Raw genomic sequence first — 14894 nt, 5'->3', positions numbered from 1 at the left:
GCCGCGCCCCCCAGGTTCTAGCCTGGGGGGCGCGGCACTTTCATTTTTATGTGCCCGCGAGTGCGAGTGCACAGGCACACAGGAACGAGGAATCAATGACGGACCCAGTGACCCTGACCGGCGACGAGGGCACGATCGGCGTGTTCGACGAGAAGCGCGCCGAGGCGGCGGTCCGTGAGCTGCTCATCGCGGTCGGCGAGGATCCGGACCGCGAGGGACTGCTGGAGACCCCGGCGCGCGTGGCGCGGGCGTACAAGGAGATATTCGCCGGGCTCTACCAGACGCCCGAAGAGGTCCTGACCACGACGTTCGACCTGGGTCACGACGAGATGGTCCTGGTGAAGGACATCGAGGTCATGAGTTCGTGTGAACACCATCTGGTCCCCTTCCACGGCGTGGCCCACGTCGGCTACATCCCGTCCACCGACGGCAAGATCACCGGCCTGTCGAAGCTGGCCCGCCTCGTGGACGTGTTCGCCCGCCGCCCGCAGGTGCAGGAGCGGCTGACCACGCAGATAGCGGACTCCCTGATGGAGATCCTGGAGCCGCGCGGGGCCATCGTGGTCATCGAGTGCGAGCACATGTGCATGACGATGCGCGGGGTCCGCAAGCCGGGCGCGAAGACGATCACCTCGGCCGTCCGCGGCCAGCTCCGCGACCCCGCCACCCGCAACGAGGCCATGAGCCTGATCATGGCTCGCTGAGCCCGTGCCCGGCCCGGACGACTGGGCACCCCTGAGCGAGGACGTACGGCGGACGCTCGAGCTGCTGCTGGCCGGGGAGTCCGAAGCGGCACGGGGTTTCCGGCGCCAGATCCCGCACACGGCGATGCATGCGAGCGACTGCGCATGTCCGTGCGTGTACCTGCGGGTGGACACGGAGGCCGTGGCGGCGGTGCCGACGGACACCCGCACGGCCGTCGTGGCCGGGGGCTCCCTGTGCGACGCCGGCGGCGGCTACGACGGCGAGGTCTCCCTCTTCGCGGTCGACGGGGCTCTCGCGGATCTCCAGTTCTGCGACTGGGAGGACAAGGGGCCGGGCGGCCGCAGGCTGTGGGAGTGGATCGGGCACGTCCACCCCGCGTAGGATCCGTGGCCCCGGACCGGGGCCGGGGCCGTCAGGCGTGGGCGGCCGGGGCTTCCGGGGTTTCGTCGTCCTCGGGGAGCTTGAGGACGTGCTCCAGGAAGAGGGCCGCGCCAATGACCGCCACGCCCGCCAGGACCGAGAAGCCGGCGTACCAGGCCTGGTCGCGGCGGGCCGGGACGTCGAGGGCGTCGGTCAGCAGGAAGACGCCCACGCCGCCGTACATGCCCGCGACCAGCGCCGCCACCAGGGCGCTCGCCTGGGCGAAGACCACCGCGCGGGCTGCCATCAGCGGCTCCACGCCCTTGGCGTCCGGGCGGCGCTCGCGCTGGGCCTTGAGGCGGGCCCGCAGTGACAGGGCGGTGGCCAGCAGCACCACCGCGATCACGCCCAGGACGATCGGCGCGGCCAGCGGAACGCCCGGCAGGATGCCGTAGGCGTTCCACAGGCGCGCGCCGGCCCAGGACAGGACCCCGGCGATCACGAAGATGCCTGCCAGGACCGCCGGCCTCAGTTGCTTCACTTGCCCGTTCCCCACTTTCAGCGAGTAGCCGTGAACAGGCTAACGACTACTCGGGGAGGTGGAGTTCCAGGTCGAGGCGCGGCGTCACGCCGACCAGACCGATCTCGGCCAGCAGCGCGGCGACGTCGCCGCGGCCCGGGATCCGGGCCTCGGGGTCGATGTCGTGCCAGGGGGCCAGCACGAAGGCGCGCTGGTGGGCGCGCGGGTGCGGGAGGGTGAGGACCGGGTCGTCGGAGACGCGGTCGGCGTACGCGACGATGTCCACGTCGATGGTGCGCGGGCCCCAGCGCTCCTCGCGGACGCGGTCGAAGGCCTCCTCGACGGCGTGCGCGCGCTCCAGGAGCGAGGACGGCGGCAGGGTGGTCTTCACGGCGACGACCGCATTGAGGTACGAGGGCTGCGAGCCGGGCTCGACGCCCCACGGCTCGGTCTCGTAGACGGGGGAGACGGCCTTGACCCGCATGCCCGGGGTGTCGCCGAGGGCGTCGATGGCGCCCTGGAGGGTCTCCAGCCGGTTGCCGAGGTTCGCGCCGAGCGCGATGACGGCCCATTTGGGGTTGGACAGGGTGACGTCCGCCGCGTCGACCGCCTCCACGACGGAGGCGGGGACCGGCTGGACGGTGGGGTCGCTCTGAGCGTTCAGTCCGTTGTTCATGCGCGGCTCCGGGTGATCGTGATGGTCACGTCGTCGAAGGGGACGGTGATGGGCGCGTCCGGCTTGTGGACGACGACCTCCACCTGCGCCACCGCTTCGTGCTTGAGGCACTGCTGGGCGATTCGCTCGGCCAGGGTTTCGATCAGGTCGACGGGCTCACCCTGGACCACGTCGACGACCTCTTCGGCGACGACCCCGTAGTGCACGGTCTTCGCCAGGTCGTCCCCGGCCGCTGCGGGACGGGTGTCGAGGTGCAGCACGAGGTCGACGATGAAGGTCTGGCCCTCCTCGCGCTCCCGGGGGAAGACGCCGTGGTGCCCGCGAGCCTTGAGGCCGCGCAGCGCGACACGATCCACGCGAATCACTCCTGCTTTCGTAAGTGCTTCCGGTCCCGGGGCTCCCCGGGGCCATGGGCCTGCGCCGAGTGCGGTCGGCGTCGTCCGTCTTCGAATTTACCTGCGAAATACTCCGGCTCCCGCCGGAGGGGTCAGGAGGGGTCCTCATCCTCGTCGTCGTCGGACTCCGTGAGGACGGGAGAACCGTGGTGGGACCACAGTCGCCAGCCCTCGGATGTGCGTCGGAACACATTCGTGGCGACGACCAGCTGACCGACGAGCGGGCCCAGTTCCCCGCCGTCCTCGGCGGGGCCGCCGCTGAGGATGTTCTCCGTGCAGGTGACCAGGGCGGTATCGCCTATTACGGCCACTTTGGTGTCCGTCAGGAAGAACTGGATGTAGTCGGTGTGCGACATGATGAGCGCGTACGAGCGCAGGACTTCGCCACGTCCCGAGAGCACCGGCCAGCCGGGGTGCACGCAGGAGATCTCGTCCTCCAGCCAGAGCGCCGACAGTGAGTCGAAGTCCCCCTGCTCCATTGCCTCGTAGAAGGCCGTGTTGACCTCTTCGACCGCCTCGATGTCGGTTCTGCTCACGGTGCTCCTTGTCGGTGGGTGACGATCAGAGTGCCCCTTCGACGGCCCGGGCAACCCGAACGGCGTCCGCGGTCGCCCGTACCTCGTGGACGCGTACGGCCCAGGCGCCCTGGTGGGCGGCGATCGCCGAGACGGCGGCCGTGGCGGCGTCGCGCTCGCGGGCGGGCGGCGGGGCGGCGTCGGCCGCGCCGGCCAGGACCCGGCCGAGGAAACGCTTCCTCGACGCGGCGACCAGCAGCGGGAAGCCCAGGGCGCGCAGCTCGGGGAGGTGGGCGACCAGGGCGAGGTCGTGCTCGGCGTTCTTCGCGAAGCCGAGACCGGGGTCGACCACCAGCCGCTCGGGGGCGATCCCGCCGGCCACGACCGCGTCGATCCGGGCCCGCAGCTCGGCGCTCACCTCGGCGACCACGTCCTCGTAGACGGCGAGGCTGTTCATGCCGGCGCTGAAGCCGCGCCAGTGCATCACCACGAAGGGCACCTCGGCGGCGGCGACGGCCGGGATCATCCCGGGGTCGGCCAGGCCGCCGCTGACGTCGTTGACCAGCATCGCGCCGGCCTCGACGGCCCGGGCGGCGACGGTCGCGCGCATGGTGTCGACGGAGACGGTGACGCCCTCGGAGGCCAGCCCGCGCACCACGGGGACGACCCGGCGCAGCTCCTCCTCCTCGTCGACGCGGGAGGCTCCGGGGCGGGTGGACTCGCCGCCGACGTCGACGAGGTCGGCGCCGTGCTCGACGAGGTCGAGGCCGCGCTTGACCGCGGCCGTGGTGTCGAACCAGCGACCGCCGTCGGAGAAGGAGTCGGGGGTGACGTTGACCACGCCCATGACCCCGCAGCGGTCCCAGTCCGGCAGACCTGCGACCCGGCCCCTGCCGGTGGCTCCGCGCATCGTGTTCATAGGTCCAAGGGTAGGGCTGACCTGGATACACCAGGGCCCCGGCGCCTCGCGGCCGCCGGGGCCCTGGACGGTTGCGTGCGAGGGCCTACGCCGCCTGGACCTCGCGCTCGGCCTGCTTGGGCACCGTCGTCATGTGGTTGTGCGTGCAGGTGCGCACCGGCTTGGGGCGCCGGCGGCTGGCGAACAGCCGGGGCAGGGCCAGCGTCACGAAGCCCTCGGCCTGCATCGCGGCGAAGCCGATGCGGGGCAGGTCACGGGTGGTGCGGAAGACCACGAAGCGGGGCTCCCAGCGGGGGCGGAACTTCGCGTTGAACTTGTACAGCGACTCGATCTGGAACCAGCGGGACAGGAAGACCAGCAGGCCCCGCCACATCCGCAGGACCGGTCCGGCGCCGATCTTCTCGCCGCGGGCGAGGGCCGAGCGGAACATCGCGAAGTTCAGCGAGACCTTCTCGATCTTCAGACCGGGGGCGGCCTCCAGGGAGGCGACGATCAGGAGCTCGTTCATGCCGGGGTCGGCGGCGCGGTCGCGGCGCATCAGCTCCAGCGACATGCCGTCGGTGCCCCACGGGACGAAGTGCAGGACGGCCTTCAGGTCGCCGAAGGGGCTGGTGTCGCCCTCCTCGACGCGGTGGGCGGTGGCGATGAAGCAGTCGCCGTCGCCCGGGTCGCCGACCCGGCCCAGCGCCATGGAGAAGCCGCGCTCGGTGTCGGTGCCGCGCCAGGCCTCGGCCGCGCCGCGCACCTGCTCCAGCTCCGCCTCGGTGAGCTCGCTGACCCGGCGGACCTTGGTGGTGTAGCCGTTGCGCTCGATGCGCTTCACCATCTGGCGGACATTGCGCATGGCGCGGCCCGAGAGGGAGAAGTCTTTGACATCGACAATCGCCTCGTCACCCAGCTCCAGGGCGTCGAGACCGGTCTCGCGGGTCCAGACCTCGCCGCCGGTCTCGCTGCAGCCCATGACGGCCGGGGTCCAGGAGTGGGCCTTGGCCTCCTCCATGAACCGCTCGATCGCGCCGGGCCAGGCCTCGACGTCGCCGATGGGGTCGCCGGAGGCGAGCATCACACCGGAGACGACGCGGTAGGTGACGGCGGCCTTGCCGCTGGGGGAGAAGACGACGGCCTTGTCGCGGCGGAGCGCGAAGTGGCCGAGCGAGTCGCGGCCGCCGTGCTTGGCGAGCAGCTCGCGCAGCTTGCCCTCGTCGTCGGCGGTGAGCCGGGCGGCCGGGTGCTCGGGGCGGAAGGCCAGGTACATCGTGGTGAGGGCGGTCAGCATGCCGAGCGCGCCGAGGGAGTAGCCGACGGTCCAGGAGACCTGGCCGGCGTAGTCGACGGGGCCCTCGAAGCCGAAGAGGCCGTAGACGACGTGCGTGATCTGCTCGTACAGGCCCGGGTTGCCGACGACCTTGTTCGGGTGGACGTTGACGATGAGCAGGCCGAGCCCGATCGAGCCCGCGCTCATCAGCACGAAGTTCGCGAGCGCCTTCCAGCGGCTGCGCGGGTCGGGCAGCGCCTTGAATTCACCCTGGTGGCGCAGCAGCAGCGCGAAGAGCACCGCCGCGATGACCACTCCGGGGATCGAGTGCCGGTAGAGGAACTGCGCCACGGCGCCGGCCGGCAGCAGTACGACCGCCGCCCGCCAGGCCCGGCGCTTGCGGCGCTTGAGGCCGTGCGCGAGCAGCAGGAGCAGTACGCCCGCGCTGATGGCCAGGGCCGCCGCGAACGGTCCGAAGACCGGCAGCACCTCGGCCACCGCGTGGATCCGGCTGTGCCGGAAACGCGGGAACACCCCTGCCGCGATGTCCAGAAGGCCGACGATCATGACGGCCGTACCTACCAGGCCGGGCACCGACTCCGGCTGTGGACCTCGGAGGATTCGGCGGACCCTGCTCGGAACCTGTCCCGACTTATCGCCATCTATCCTGCTAGACATCGCTTCCCGTTGCTCCGCGAGAGATCATGTGGCCGAAGGCCGCGACAGCCTCCGGTGTGTGGTGCGTCCCTTAGGACGACATCGACGAGGAGCGGGTTCACTCTTTCGTCGGAAAAAAACAGTCCTGCCACCAGAAAGTCGACTGACTGCTCATGGGTCTCACCAGTAATACGGTTCTGGCGCTGGCCATCCTCGCCGGTGTGCTGCTCTTCGCGGCCACGGTCTGGTTCTGGCCGAAGCTCTCGGGCCGCACCTGGCGCGCGTTCGCCGGCCGCATCGGGCTGCTGCTGGCGACCCAGCTGGCGCTGTTCTCGGCTGTGGGGCTCGCGGCTAACAAGTCGTTCCTCTTCTACGGTTCCTGGGCCGACCTGCTCGGTCAGGAGACGTCCATGGGCAAGGTCGTCGACCACTCGATGAGCAGCAAGGACATCAAGGTCGTCGACAAGCAGAAGCTGGACGTACCCGGCGGCGCCAAGCCCCAGGTCGGTGGTCAGATCCTGAAGGTTGCCATAACCGGGCAGAAGTCGAAGATAACGAGCCCCGGCTACGTCTGGCTCCCGCCGGAGTACTTCCAGCCGCAGCACAAGGACCAGAACTTCCCCGCGTCCATCGTGCTGACCGGCTACCCGGGCACCGCCGAGAACCTGATCAAAGGGCTCGACTACCCGATGAAGGCCTTCAGCCTGTCCAAGTCGGGCAAGATGAAGCCGATGATCCTGGTCATGCTGCGCCCGACCATCGCGCCGCCGCGTGACACCGAGTGCGTCGATATACCCGGCGGACCGCAGACCGAGACCTTCTTCGGCGAGGACCTCCCGCAGGCCATCAAGGACACCTTCCGGGTCGGCAAGAAGCCCCAGAACATGGGCTTCATCGGCAACTCCACGGGCGGTTACTGCGCCCTGAAGATCGCCGCGCACTACCCGGAGACCTTCGGTGCCGCCGCCGGTCTGTCCGCGTACTACGACGCCCCGGACGACCCGACGACCGGTGACCTGTTCCACGGGGACGAGAAGCTGAAGAAGCGCGCGGACGTGCTGCACAGCATCGAGAACAAGAAGCCGACCGGTACGTCCTTCCTCGTCACCAGCAGCGAGAAGGGCGAGCCGAACCTCGGCGACACCCGGAAGTTCATCAAGAAGGTGCAGGGCCCGGACCGGGTCTCCTCCATCATCCTCGACAGCGGTGGCCACAACTTCAACACGTGGCGACGGGAGATCCCGCCGATGCTGACGTGGATGAGCAGCCGCATCGAGGCCTGACCCGCCCCGCGCCGATCAGGCGCCGACGTACCTGTGACCGGCCCCACGAGGCCGGTCACAGCCGTTTCCGGGGCCGGTTCGGGGGCCGGTTCGGGGCTAGGCCTCCTGCAACTGGGCCCGCCGCAGTGCCCGGTGGACCCCCTCCGGGGTCAGTACGCCGACCAGCGCGCCGCCGTCCGGGTCCGTGACGCCGATCCGCCCCGAGTCCTCCTGGAGCAGGGCCGCGAGCGCCTCCCGCAGCGTCGCCCCCAGCGCCACCGACACGGCCGGTGCCCCGCCCTCCGCGGACGCCAGGTCGGCCGCCTCGACCGCGGTCACCGCGAGCCGCTTGAGCCCCCGGTCGGCGCCGACGAAGGAGGCCACGTACTCGGTGGCAGGCGCCCCGAGCACCGCCGCCGGGCTGGCGAACTGCTCGATGGTGCCCGTTCCGTAGACCGCGATGCGGTCGCCGAGCCGGATCGCCTCCTCCAGGTCGTGCGTGACCAGCAGGATCGTCTTGCGCACCGTCCGCTGCAGGGTCAGGAACTCGTTCTGCAGCCGCTCGCGCACCACCGGGTCCACCGCGCCGAACGGCTCGTCCATCAGCAGCACCGGCGGATCGGCGGCGAGCGCGCGGGCCACGCCGACGCGCTGGCGCTGCCCGCCCGACAGCTGCTCCGGGTACCGGCCCCCGTACACGGCCGGGTCCAGGCCCACCAGTTCGAGCAGTTCCGCCGCCCGGGCGCGGGCCTGCGCCTTGGGGGTGCCGATCAGCTGCGGCACGGTCGCCGTGTTCTCCAGCACCGTCTTGTGCGGGAACAGGCCGACCTGCTGGATGACGTAGCCGATCCGGCGGCGCAGCTCGACCGGATCGGCGGCCGCGATGTCCTCGCCGTTCAGCAGGATCCGGCCGGAGGTCGGGTCGATCAGCCGGTTGACCATCTTCATCGTGGTGGTCTTGCCGCAGCCGGACGGGCCCACGAGCGTGACGAGCTCGCCCTCCGCCACCTCGAAGGACAGGTCCTCGACGGCTGTCGTCCCGTCGGGGTAGCGCTTGGTCACATGCTCGAATCGGATCACAAGCTCATCTTTCCGCACGCGCGGCGCTGATTTGTGAAGGGCGTGTTGCCCGACTGCGAAGGATTCCGGCCATTGTGGGTCGTGGGGGTTAGGGTCGCTGTAACGGGTGATCGTGAAGACGTACGTTCGAATGATGGGGGGTGAGGGGCATGGCCGGGCAGAACTGCCTCGTGGCGAACGACTGGATCTGCTGGGACTACGTCACCTCCCGCTCCCAGGAACTCACCGACGCCACCCTCGAACACATCTGGATCACGGGCGTGTCCGTCCTCATCGGCATCGCCGTGTCCGTGCCGCTCGCCCTGCTGGCCCGCCGCGGCCGCCGCTGGGCGGCGCCCGTCCTGGGCCTGACCACCCTGCTCTACACGATCCCCTCGCTGGCCATGTTCTCCCTGCTGCTGCCCGTCTTCGGCCTCTCGGCCTCGCTGGTGGTCACCGGGCTGGTGCTCTACTCGCTGACGATCCTCGTCCGCAACGTGCTGGCCGGCCTGGAAGCCGTCCCCGAGGACGTACGGGAGGCCGCGCGCGGCATGGGATACGGCCCCGGGCGCCTGCTGTGGCAGGTCGAGCTGCCGCTCGCACTGCCCGCGCTGCTCGCCGGCGTACGGATCGCCACCGTCTCGACGGTCGCACTGACCACGGTCGGCTCCATCGTCGGCAAGGGCGGCCTCGGCAACCTCATCGCCCCGGCCGTGAACAGCTCCTTCAAGGCCCAGGTGCTCACCGCCTCCGTGCTGTGCGTGCTGCTCGCGCTCGTCGCCGACCTGCTGCTGCTCGGCATACAGCGACTGCTCACCCCGTGGACCCGGGCCGGTGCCGGCGGCCGATCCGCGGACCGTGCGACCGATCCGGGCCGGGCCGCGGCCCAGGATCCCGCTCCTGCTCCCGCTCCGGCGAAGGGGGCCTGAAGCCGTGGACGTCATCACAGGGGCCTGGGACTGGCTGGCCGACGGCGCGAACTGGGCCGGAGAGAGCGGCGTCTGGCACCGGCTCGGCGAGCACGCCTACGTCAGTGCGGTCGCGCTCGCGATCGCCTGCGCGGTGGCGCTGCCGATCGGCCTGTTCCTCGGCCACCTCGGCAAGGGCGGCACCCTCGCGATCAACATCTCCAACATCGGCCGGGCCGTCCCCGTCTTCGCCGTCCTGGCCCTGTTCATGGTCTCCCCGCTGCGCAACGCGGGCTACCTGCCGACCATCGCCGCACTCGTGCTGTTCGCCGTTCCGCCGCTGCTGACCAACGCCTACGTCGGCATGCGCGAGGTGGACCGCTCGGTGGTGGAGGCCGCCCGGGGCATGGGCATGTCCGGCCCCCAGCTCTTCCTGCGCGTCGAACTGCCGCTCGCCCGCGGCCTGGTGATGACCGGGCTGCGCTCGGGCGCCGTGCAGGTCATCGCCACGGCCACGATCGCCGCCATGGTCGGCCAGGGCGGCCTGGGCCGGATCATCACCGCCGGATTCAACACGTACAACACCCCGCAGGTCGTCGCGGGCGCCCTGCTGGTCGCCGCCCTCGCCCTCCTGGTGGAGGGCGCGCTGGTGGCGGCCGACCGGCTGCTGCCCGGCACCGCGGCCTCCCGCTGAACCCTGTCCACCGCCTCGAACGGAGTACCCCCATGACCAAGACCACGCGCGTCCTCGGCGCGTCCCTGGGCGCCCTGGCCCTGACGGTGTCGCTGGCCGCGTGCGGCGGCGACAGCCTGGAGAAGAGCAAGGACGGCGGCGCGGCCTCCGCCGACTCCCCCTCGTCCGCGGGCGGTGACAAGGGCAGCCTGGTGATCGGCGCGGCCGGGTTCACCGAGTCGAACGTGCTCGCCGAGCTGTACGCGCAGGTCCTGAAGGACGCCGGCTACAGCACGTCGGTCAAGACGGTCAACAACCGCGAGCTGTACGAGCCGTCGCTGGGGAAGGGCGAGATCGACGTCGTCCCGGAGTACGCGGCGACCCTCGCGGAGTTCCTCAACGCCAAGGTCAACGGTCCGAAGGCGCCCGAGGAGAAGCCGGTCGCCTCCAGCGACGTCACGGCGACGGTGGCGGCCCTGGAGAAGCTCGCGGCCCCGCTCGGCCTGAAGGCGCTGTCCGCGGGTGAGGCGGTCGACCAGAACGCATTCGCGGTGACCAAGGAATTCGCCGAGAAGAACAACCTGAAGACACTTTCCGATCTTGGTAAGTCCGGACTCAAGGTGAAGATCGCGGCGGGCGACGAATGCAGCGTCCGGCCCTTCTGCGCACCGGGGTTGACCAAGACGTACGGAATTCAGGTTTCCGGTATCGACCCGAAGGGCGTCGGCACGCCCCAGGCCAAGCAGGCGGTCAAGGACGGCGCCGACCAGCTCGTGCTCACCACGACCACCGACGCCACCCTCGACAGCTTCGGCCTGGTCCTGCTCGACGACGACAAGAAACTCCAGAACGCCGACAACGTGCTGCCCGTCGTCAACGCCAAGGACGCCGGTACGCCGGAGGTCGCGGCCGCGCTCGACAAGCTGACCAAGGCACTCACGACGGCCGATCTCGTCGACCTCAACCGGAAGGTGGACGCCGAGCGCGCCAAGCCGGCCGACGTCGCGAAGGCCTACCTGGAGTCCAAGGGCCTGCTGAAGAAGTAGCGCGCACGGGGTTGATGGAGAAATGTGGGGTAACTGCCCGGGAAGAGTTTGCCGGGCGGGTATCCCACTCGACCCCCATGCCCTGTAAATTTCGGGCCATGCCCCGTGGACGCCACCGCAATCCCGAACCCCTGCACCGGCTGCTCACGCCGACGACCGTGGCCGGCGTGTCCGTCGCCAGTGCGGGCGCGGCCTGGTTGCTGGCGGAACCGACGGCGCTGCGGCTGCTCGTGGCCGTCACGGCGGCCGCCGGGGTCGCCGGCGCCGTCGTCATGCGCGCCTGGGACCGCTCGGCGGGCCGCCGCGTCGCCGAACTCGCGCGCGAGCGGGTCAAGGACGAATGGCGGACCGACGAGCGGATAGCCGAGCTCGAATCCGACCTCGAAGAGGCCCGGGTGCTGCGGGCCAGGCTCGACGCCAAGCTGCGGGCCAAACGCGTCGAACTGGCCGGCCTGCGCGGCGAGCACGCGGCGCTGCTGCGCCGGTACGCGACCGCCGAGACCGAGCGCGCCAGCGCCCTGGAGGGCCGCCGACTGCTGGCCATCGAGGCGTCCGCGGCTCCGGCCGCCGCCCCCAAGGAACTTCCGGCCGTCACCGAGGAGCGCACCTCCGCGGGCGCACCCACCGCGGTCGGCTACGCCCGGGCCCACGCGGCGCTGGGCGCGCTGGCCCGCCGGCGGCAGACGCGGGAGCTGCCGCCGGCCCCGCCGGCCCCCTCGGACCCGGAGCCCGGCCCCGGGCGGAGCCACGCCCCCACACCGGCCGCGGCGGCCTCGGTGCCCGCGCGCCGTCCGGCGGCCGCGGTGGCCCCGTACGCGGCCCAGCGGCGCACGGCCTCCCGAGTCGAGGGCGGCTTCGACTTCTTCGGCACCAAGAACGCGGCGCAGGCCCGCGCGGTGATCGAGGCGGTCCAGAACGAGGACCTGGCGGACGTGGTCGGAGCCGAGGCACTCGCCGTGCACAAGGCGGAGTCCGCGCAGGCCGTTGCGGAGCCGGAGTTCAAGCCGGCGACCGACGAGACCCGCGCGGTGGGCCAGGTCATCGACCTGACGGCGCACGACGAGACCGAGCCGATCGACGTGGTCCGCCTCCGCACGGCGATCTCCTGACGCCCGGCCCCGTGTCCCGGGCGCTGCCGGGTGCCCTGCGGGCGGCTCGGCGGTGTGCGGCTCGCGGTGGTGTGCCGGGCGCTGCCCGGACCCGCGCCTCAATCGCCGGCGAGGCTGAGTGGTGCGGGCCCGTGCCTTCGTGAGCGGCGTTGCTGAGTGGTGCGGGCATGTCGGACTGGGTCGGTGCGCGGGGCCGGGGCGGGGTGTCTCCTCGGCTCGGCGCGCGCGGGCATGTCTCGGCCGTACCCGGTGGTCGCGCCTCGTCCTGCGGGGACACCCCGCCCCGTCCCCACTCCCCTCCGCCGACACACCCCGAGGTCAGGTCCCGGGCACGGTCGGAGCCTGCCTTGGGGCGGGGACACGCAGGAGGGTCCCCGCAGGACGAGGCGCGACCCCCGCCGTACGGCCACGACGCCGCCGCGCGCGCCGAGCCGAGGAGACCCTCGTGCGGGGCACCGACCCACCCCACGACCCCGCCGCATCAAGCCTCGCCGGCGTTTGAGGCGCGGGGGCCGGGGCGGAGCCCCGTGCAACGGCGGGGCGGGGCGGGGCGGAGCCTTCAGAACAGGGGGAGTTGGCCCGGGTGTTCGGGGAGGGTGAAGCCGTCCAGGGTGGGGGCCGAGGCGCCGAGGGCGACCCGCGCACGGGAGCCGGGGCAGGAGACCAGATCGCCGCGCCCCCGCCCCGAGGGCGGGTCGTGGCGGGCGATCCGGCCGGCGGTGACGGCGCAGTCGCGGCCGCAGGCGGGGCAGGCCCGGCGGGGGGAGTGGGACATGGCGCCCAGTCTGCCCTGCCCCACCGACATCAGTCCTGCTGGGCGGCGAGCCACACCTCGTGCGCCCGCTCGATGCGGGCCCACAGCGCGGCCCGGTCCGCCGCCGTCAGGTCGTCGAGCTCCCGCCCGAAGACCGTGGCCATGGCCTCGAAGAGCTCCTCCGGTCCGGCCAGTTCGCGCTTGTCGCGTCCGCCCGCCGGGTCGAGGGTCAGCAGGATCTTGCCGTGCAGGCGGTTCATGACCCCGGCGTTGCGCCGCAGCATGAAGAAGGACTGCAGGAAGGGGGAGTCCTCGGCGGTGGAGAGCCGCAGGTGCTCGGCCGCGAAGTCGGCCATCGTGGCCGGGGCCGAGCGGAAGTTCATCGCCGGGAAGGGCGACTCCTCGTTGAGGAAGGTCCAGCCCGCACCGTCGGCAAGCGGTCGCAGCCCGTATCCGAAGCCCCGTTCGTAGCGGCCCTCGCGCAGGGGCAGCGGCTCGGGCGGGCCGTCGCCGAGGCCGACGTCCACGAAGTGGGCCTCACCGTCGATCCGTACGGTCAGGGTGAGGTGGTCGCCGCTCACCTCCGTGGACTGCGGATCCGCGGACATGCCTCCGACGTGGCGGGTCACGTCGTAGCCGAGCTGCTCCAGCAGGGCCGCGAAGGCCCCGTTGAGGTGGAAGCAGTAGCCGCCGCGCCCGGCGCCGATGCGGCGCACGGACAGCTCCGGGTCGATGCCCGGCGGCCGGCCCAGCTGGATCTCGGTGTTCTCGAACGGGATCCGCTCCAGATGGGCCCGCGTGAGTGCGAACAGCCCTTCCACGGAGGGGGATCCGGGGTCCGTGATGCCGATCCGGGCCAGGTAGTCGGTGTATATGCCAGTGATCATGTGGACAGCCTAGATCCGGACATGTCCGCGGGACGGCCTATTTGTCGATGTCGCCGACCACGAAGAAGAGCGAGCCCAGGATCGCCACCATGTCCGCGACCAACTGCCCCGGCAGCAGCACCGCCAGCGCCTGGATGTTGTTGTACGAGGCGCTGCGCAGCTTCAGCCGGTACGGGGTCTTCTCGCCCTTGGAGACGAGGTAGTAGCCGTTGATGCCGAGCGGGTTCTCGGTCCAGGCGTAGGTGTGTCCCTCGGGCGCCTTCAGGACCTTGGGCAGCCGCTGGTTGACCGGGCCGGGCGGGAGGGCGTCCATCCGGTCCAGGCAGGCCACGGCCAGGTCGAGCGCGTTGTGGGTCTGGTCGAGCAGGCACTCGAAGCGGGCCAGGCAGTCGCCCTCGGTGCGGGTGATCACCTTCAGGACGTCCTGGAGCTCGCCGTAGGCCAGGTACGGCTCGTCGCGTCGCAGGTCGAAGTCGACGCCGGAGGCGCGGGCGATCGGGCCGGAGACCCCGTACGCGTGCACCGCCTCGGCGGACAGGACGCCGACGCCGCGCGTACGGGCGCGGAAGATCTCGTTCCCGTGGACGAGCTTGTCGTAGACGTCCATCCGGCTCCGGACGTCGGCGATCGCGGCGCGGGCCCGGCCGAGCCAGCCGGCCGGGAGGTCCTCCTTGAGGCCGCCGACGCGGTTGAACATGTAGTGCATGCGGCCGCCGGAGATCTCCTCCATCACGGCCTGGAGCTCCTCGCGCTCGCGGAACGCGTGGAAGATCGGGGTGATTCCGCCCAGTTCGAGCGGATACGAGCCGAGGAACATCAGGTGGTTCAGTACCCGGTTCAGCTCGGCCAGCAGCGTCCGCATCCATACGGCCCGCTCGGGGACCTCCATGCCGAGCATCCGCTCGACGGCCATGACCACGCCCAGCTCGTTCGAGAAGGCGGACAGCCAGTCGTGGCGGTTCGCCAGCATCACGATCTGCCGGTAGTCGCGGGCCTCGAAGAGTTTCTCGGCGCCGCGGTGCATGTAGCCGACCACCGGTTCGGCGCTGACGATCCGCTCGCCGTCCAGGACGAGGCGCAGGCGCAGCACGCCGTGCGTGGAAGGGTGCTGGGGGCCGATGTTGAGCACCATGTCGGTGCTCTCCGCCGCTCCGCCGATACCGACCGTGGTCTCCGTCATGCGGGCATTGTCTC

17 protein-coding genes are annotated in these 14894 nt (G+C 71.3%); 7 read left to right on the top strand and 10 right to left on the bottom strand.

Going from position 1 to position 14894, the window contains the following annotated elements; translation table 11 throughout:
• Window positions 1–95: 95 nt before the first annotated feature.
• Window positions 96–704: a GTP cyclohydrolase I FolE gene (gene folE, locus B6R96_RS16425; RefSeq protein WP_053175784.1), complete on the top strand. Its 609-nt coding sequence runs from the start codon at window positions 96–98 to the stop codon at window positions 702–704.
• A 4-nt stretch (window positions 705–708) separates the two neighbouring features.
• Window positions 709–1086, top strand: coding sequence for a hypothetical protein (locus tag B6R96_RS16420; protein ID WP_081522800.1), 378 nt, complete (start codon window positions 709–711; stop codon window positions 1084–1086).
• 31 nt (window positions 1087–1117) lie between these two features.
• Here the strand turns inward: B6R96_RS16420 and B6R96_RS16415 are convergent, their stop codons facing one another.
• From B6R96_RS16415 to B6R96_RS16390, 6 genes are all read right to left on the bottom strand, one after another.
• Complete coding sequence (locus tag B6R96_RS16415; protein WP_081522799.1) at window positions 1118–1606, bottom strand: DUF3180 domain-containing protein; 489 nt, start codon at window positions 1604–1606, stop codon at window positions 1118–1120.
• A 46-nt stretch (window positions 1607–1652) separates the two neighbouring features.
• Window positions 1653–2261 carry a 2-amino-4-hydroxy-6-hydroxymethyldihydropteridine diphosphokinase gene (folK, locus tag B6R96_RS16410; RefSeq protein WP_081522798.1) on the bottom strand — a complete coding sequence of 203 codons (609 nt, stop codon included), beginning with the start codon at window positions 2259–2261 and terminating at the stop codon, window positions 1653–1655.
• Window positions 2258–2617 (bottom strand): dihydroneopterin aldolase, encoded by a 360-nt coding sequence (gene folB / locus B6R96_RS16405; protein WP_030010912.1) that lies wholly within the window; start codon window positions 2615–2617, stop codon window positions 2258–2260. The genes folK and folB overlap by 4 nt, the downstream gene beginning before the upstream one ends.
• Window positions 2618–2748: 131 nt before the next feature.
• On the bottom strand, window positions 2749–3192 hold the full coding sequence (locus B6R96_RS16400; protein WP_030383557.1) for a nuclear transport factor 2 family protein: 444 nt from the start codon (window positions 3190–3192) through the stop codon (window positions 2749–2751).
• A 25-nt stretch (window positions 3193–3217) separates the two neighbouring features.
• Complete coding sequence (gene folP / locus B6R96_RS16395; protein ID WP_030383556.1) at window positions 3218–4081, bottom strand: dihydropteroate synthase; 864 nt, start codon at window positions 4079–4081, stop codon at window positions 3218–3220.
• A 94-nt stretch (window positions 4082–4175) separates the two neighbouring features.
• The gene (locus B6R96_RS16390; RefSeq protein WP_081522797.1) at window positions 4176–6023 is read right to left on the bottom strand and encodes a phosphatidylglycerol lysyltransferase domain-containing protein; all 1848 of its coding nucleotides are present in this window, start codon (window positions 6021–6023) and stop codon (window positions 4176–4178) included.
• A gap of 152 nt (window positions 6024–6175) precedes the next feature.
• Here B6R96_RS16390 and B6R96_RS16385 point away from each other — a divergent pair, with 152 nt between their 5' ends.
• Entirely contained in the window at window positions 6176–7285 is a 1110-nt protein-coding gene (locus tag B6R96_RS16385) for an alpha/beta hydrolase (protein WP_030383554.1), read from the top strand.
• A gap of 96 nt (window positions 7286–7381) precedes the next feature.
• Here the strand turns inward: B6R96_RS16385 and B6R96_RS16380 are convergent, their stop codons facing one another.
• Window positions 7382–8344, bottom strand: a complete 963-nt coding sequence (locus B6R96_RS16380) for an ABC transporter ATP-binding protein (RefSeq protein WP_030383553.1) — start codon at window positions 8342–8344, stop codon at window positions 7382–7384.
• A 149-nt stretch (window positions 8345–8493) separates the two neighbouring features.
• Here B6R96_RS16380 and B6R96_RS16375 point away from each other — a divergent pair, with 149 nt between their 5' ends.
• From B6R96_RS16375 to B6R96_RS16360, 4 genes are all read left to right on the top strand, one after another.
• Window positions 8494–9252, top strand: coding sequence for an ABC transporter permease (locus B6R96_RS16375; protein WP_081522796.1), 759 nt, complete (start codon window positions 8494–8496; stop codon window positions 9250–9252).
• 4 nt (window positions 9253–9256) lie between these two features.
• Window positions 9257–9925 carry an ABC transporter permease gene (locus tag B6R96_RS16370; RefSeq protein ID WP_081522795.1) on the top strand — a complete coding sequence of 223 codons (669 nt, stop codon included), beginning with the start codon at window positions 9257–9259 and terminating at the stop codon, window positions 9923–9925.
• Between the two features lie 32 nt (window positions 9926–9957).
• Window positions 9958–10950 (top strand): ABC transporter substrate-binding protein, encoded by a 993-nt coding sequence (locus tag B6R96_RS16365; RefSeq protein WP_081522794.1) that lies wholly within the window; start codon window positions 9958–9960, stop codon window positions 10948–10950.
• Between the two features lie 98 nt (window positions 10951–11048).
• The gene (locus tag B6R96_RS16360; protein WP_053701074.1) at window positions 11049–12059 is read left to right on the top strand and encodes a hypothetical protein; all 1011 of its coding nucleotides are present in this window, start codon (window positions 11049–11051) and stop codon (window positions 12057–12059) included.
• A 559-nt stretch (window positions 12060–12618) separates the two neighbouring features.
• Here B6R96_RS16360 and B6R96_RS16355 read toward each other — a convergent pair.
• From B6R96_RS16355 to B6R96_RS16345, 3 genes are read right to left on the bottom strand one after another with little or no spacing between them, the layout of a single operon-like run.
• Window positions 12619–12834 (bottom strand): hypothetical protein, encoded by a 216-nt coding sequence (locus B6R96_RS16355; RefSeq protein WP_030389705.1) that lies wholly within the window; start codon window positions 12832–12834, stop codon window positions 12619–12621.
• A 29-nt stretch (window positions 12835–12863) separates the two neighbouring features.
• A complete protein-coding gene (locus tag B6R96_RS16350; protein ID WP_081522793.1) occupies window positions 12864–13700 on the bottom strand; it encodes an arylamine N-acetyltransferase family protein in 837 nt (278 codons plus the stop codon).
• A gap of 37 nt (window positions 13701–13737) precedes the next feature.
• Window positions 13738–14880, bottom strand: coding sequence for an NADH-quinone oxidoreductase subunit D (locus tag B6R96_RS16345; RefSeq protein ID WP_030389707.1), 1143 nt, complete (start codon window positions 14878–14880; stop codon window positions 13738–13740).
• Between the last annotated feature and the right edge of the window lie 14 nt (window positions 14881–14894).

This window comes from Streptomyces sp. Sge12 (assembly GCF_002080455.1).
Taxonomy (GTDB): Bacteria; Actinomycetota; Actinomycetes; order Streptomycetales; family Streptomycetaceae; genus Streptomyces.
Note: the sequence above shows the minus strand (reverse complement) of the source record. Positions and strands in the feature narration are given on the sequence as shown.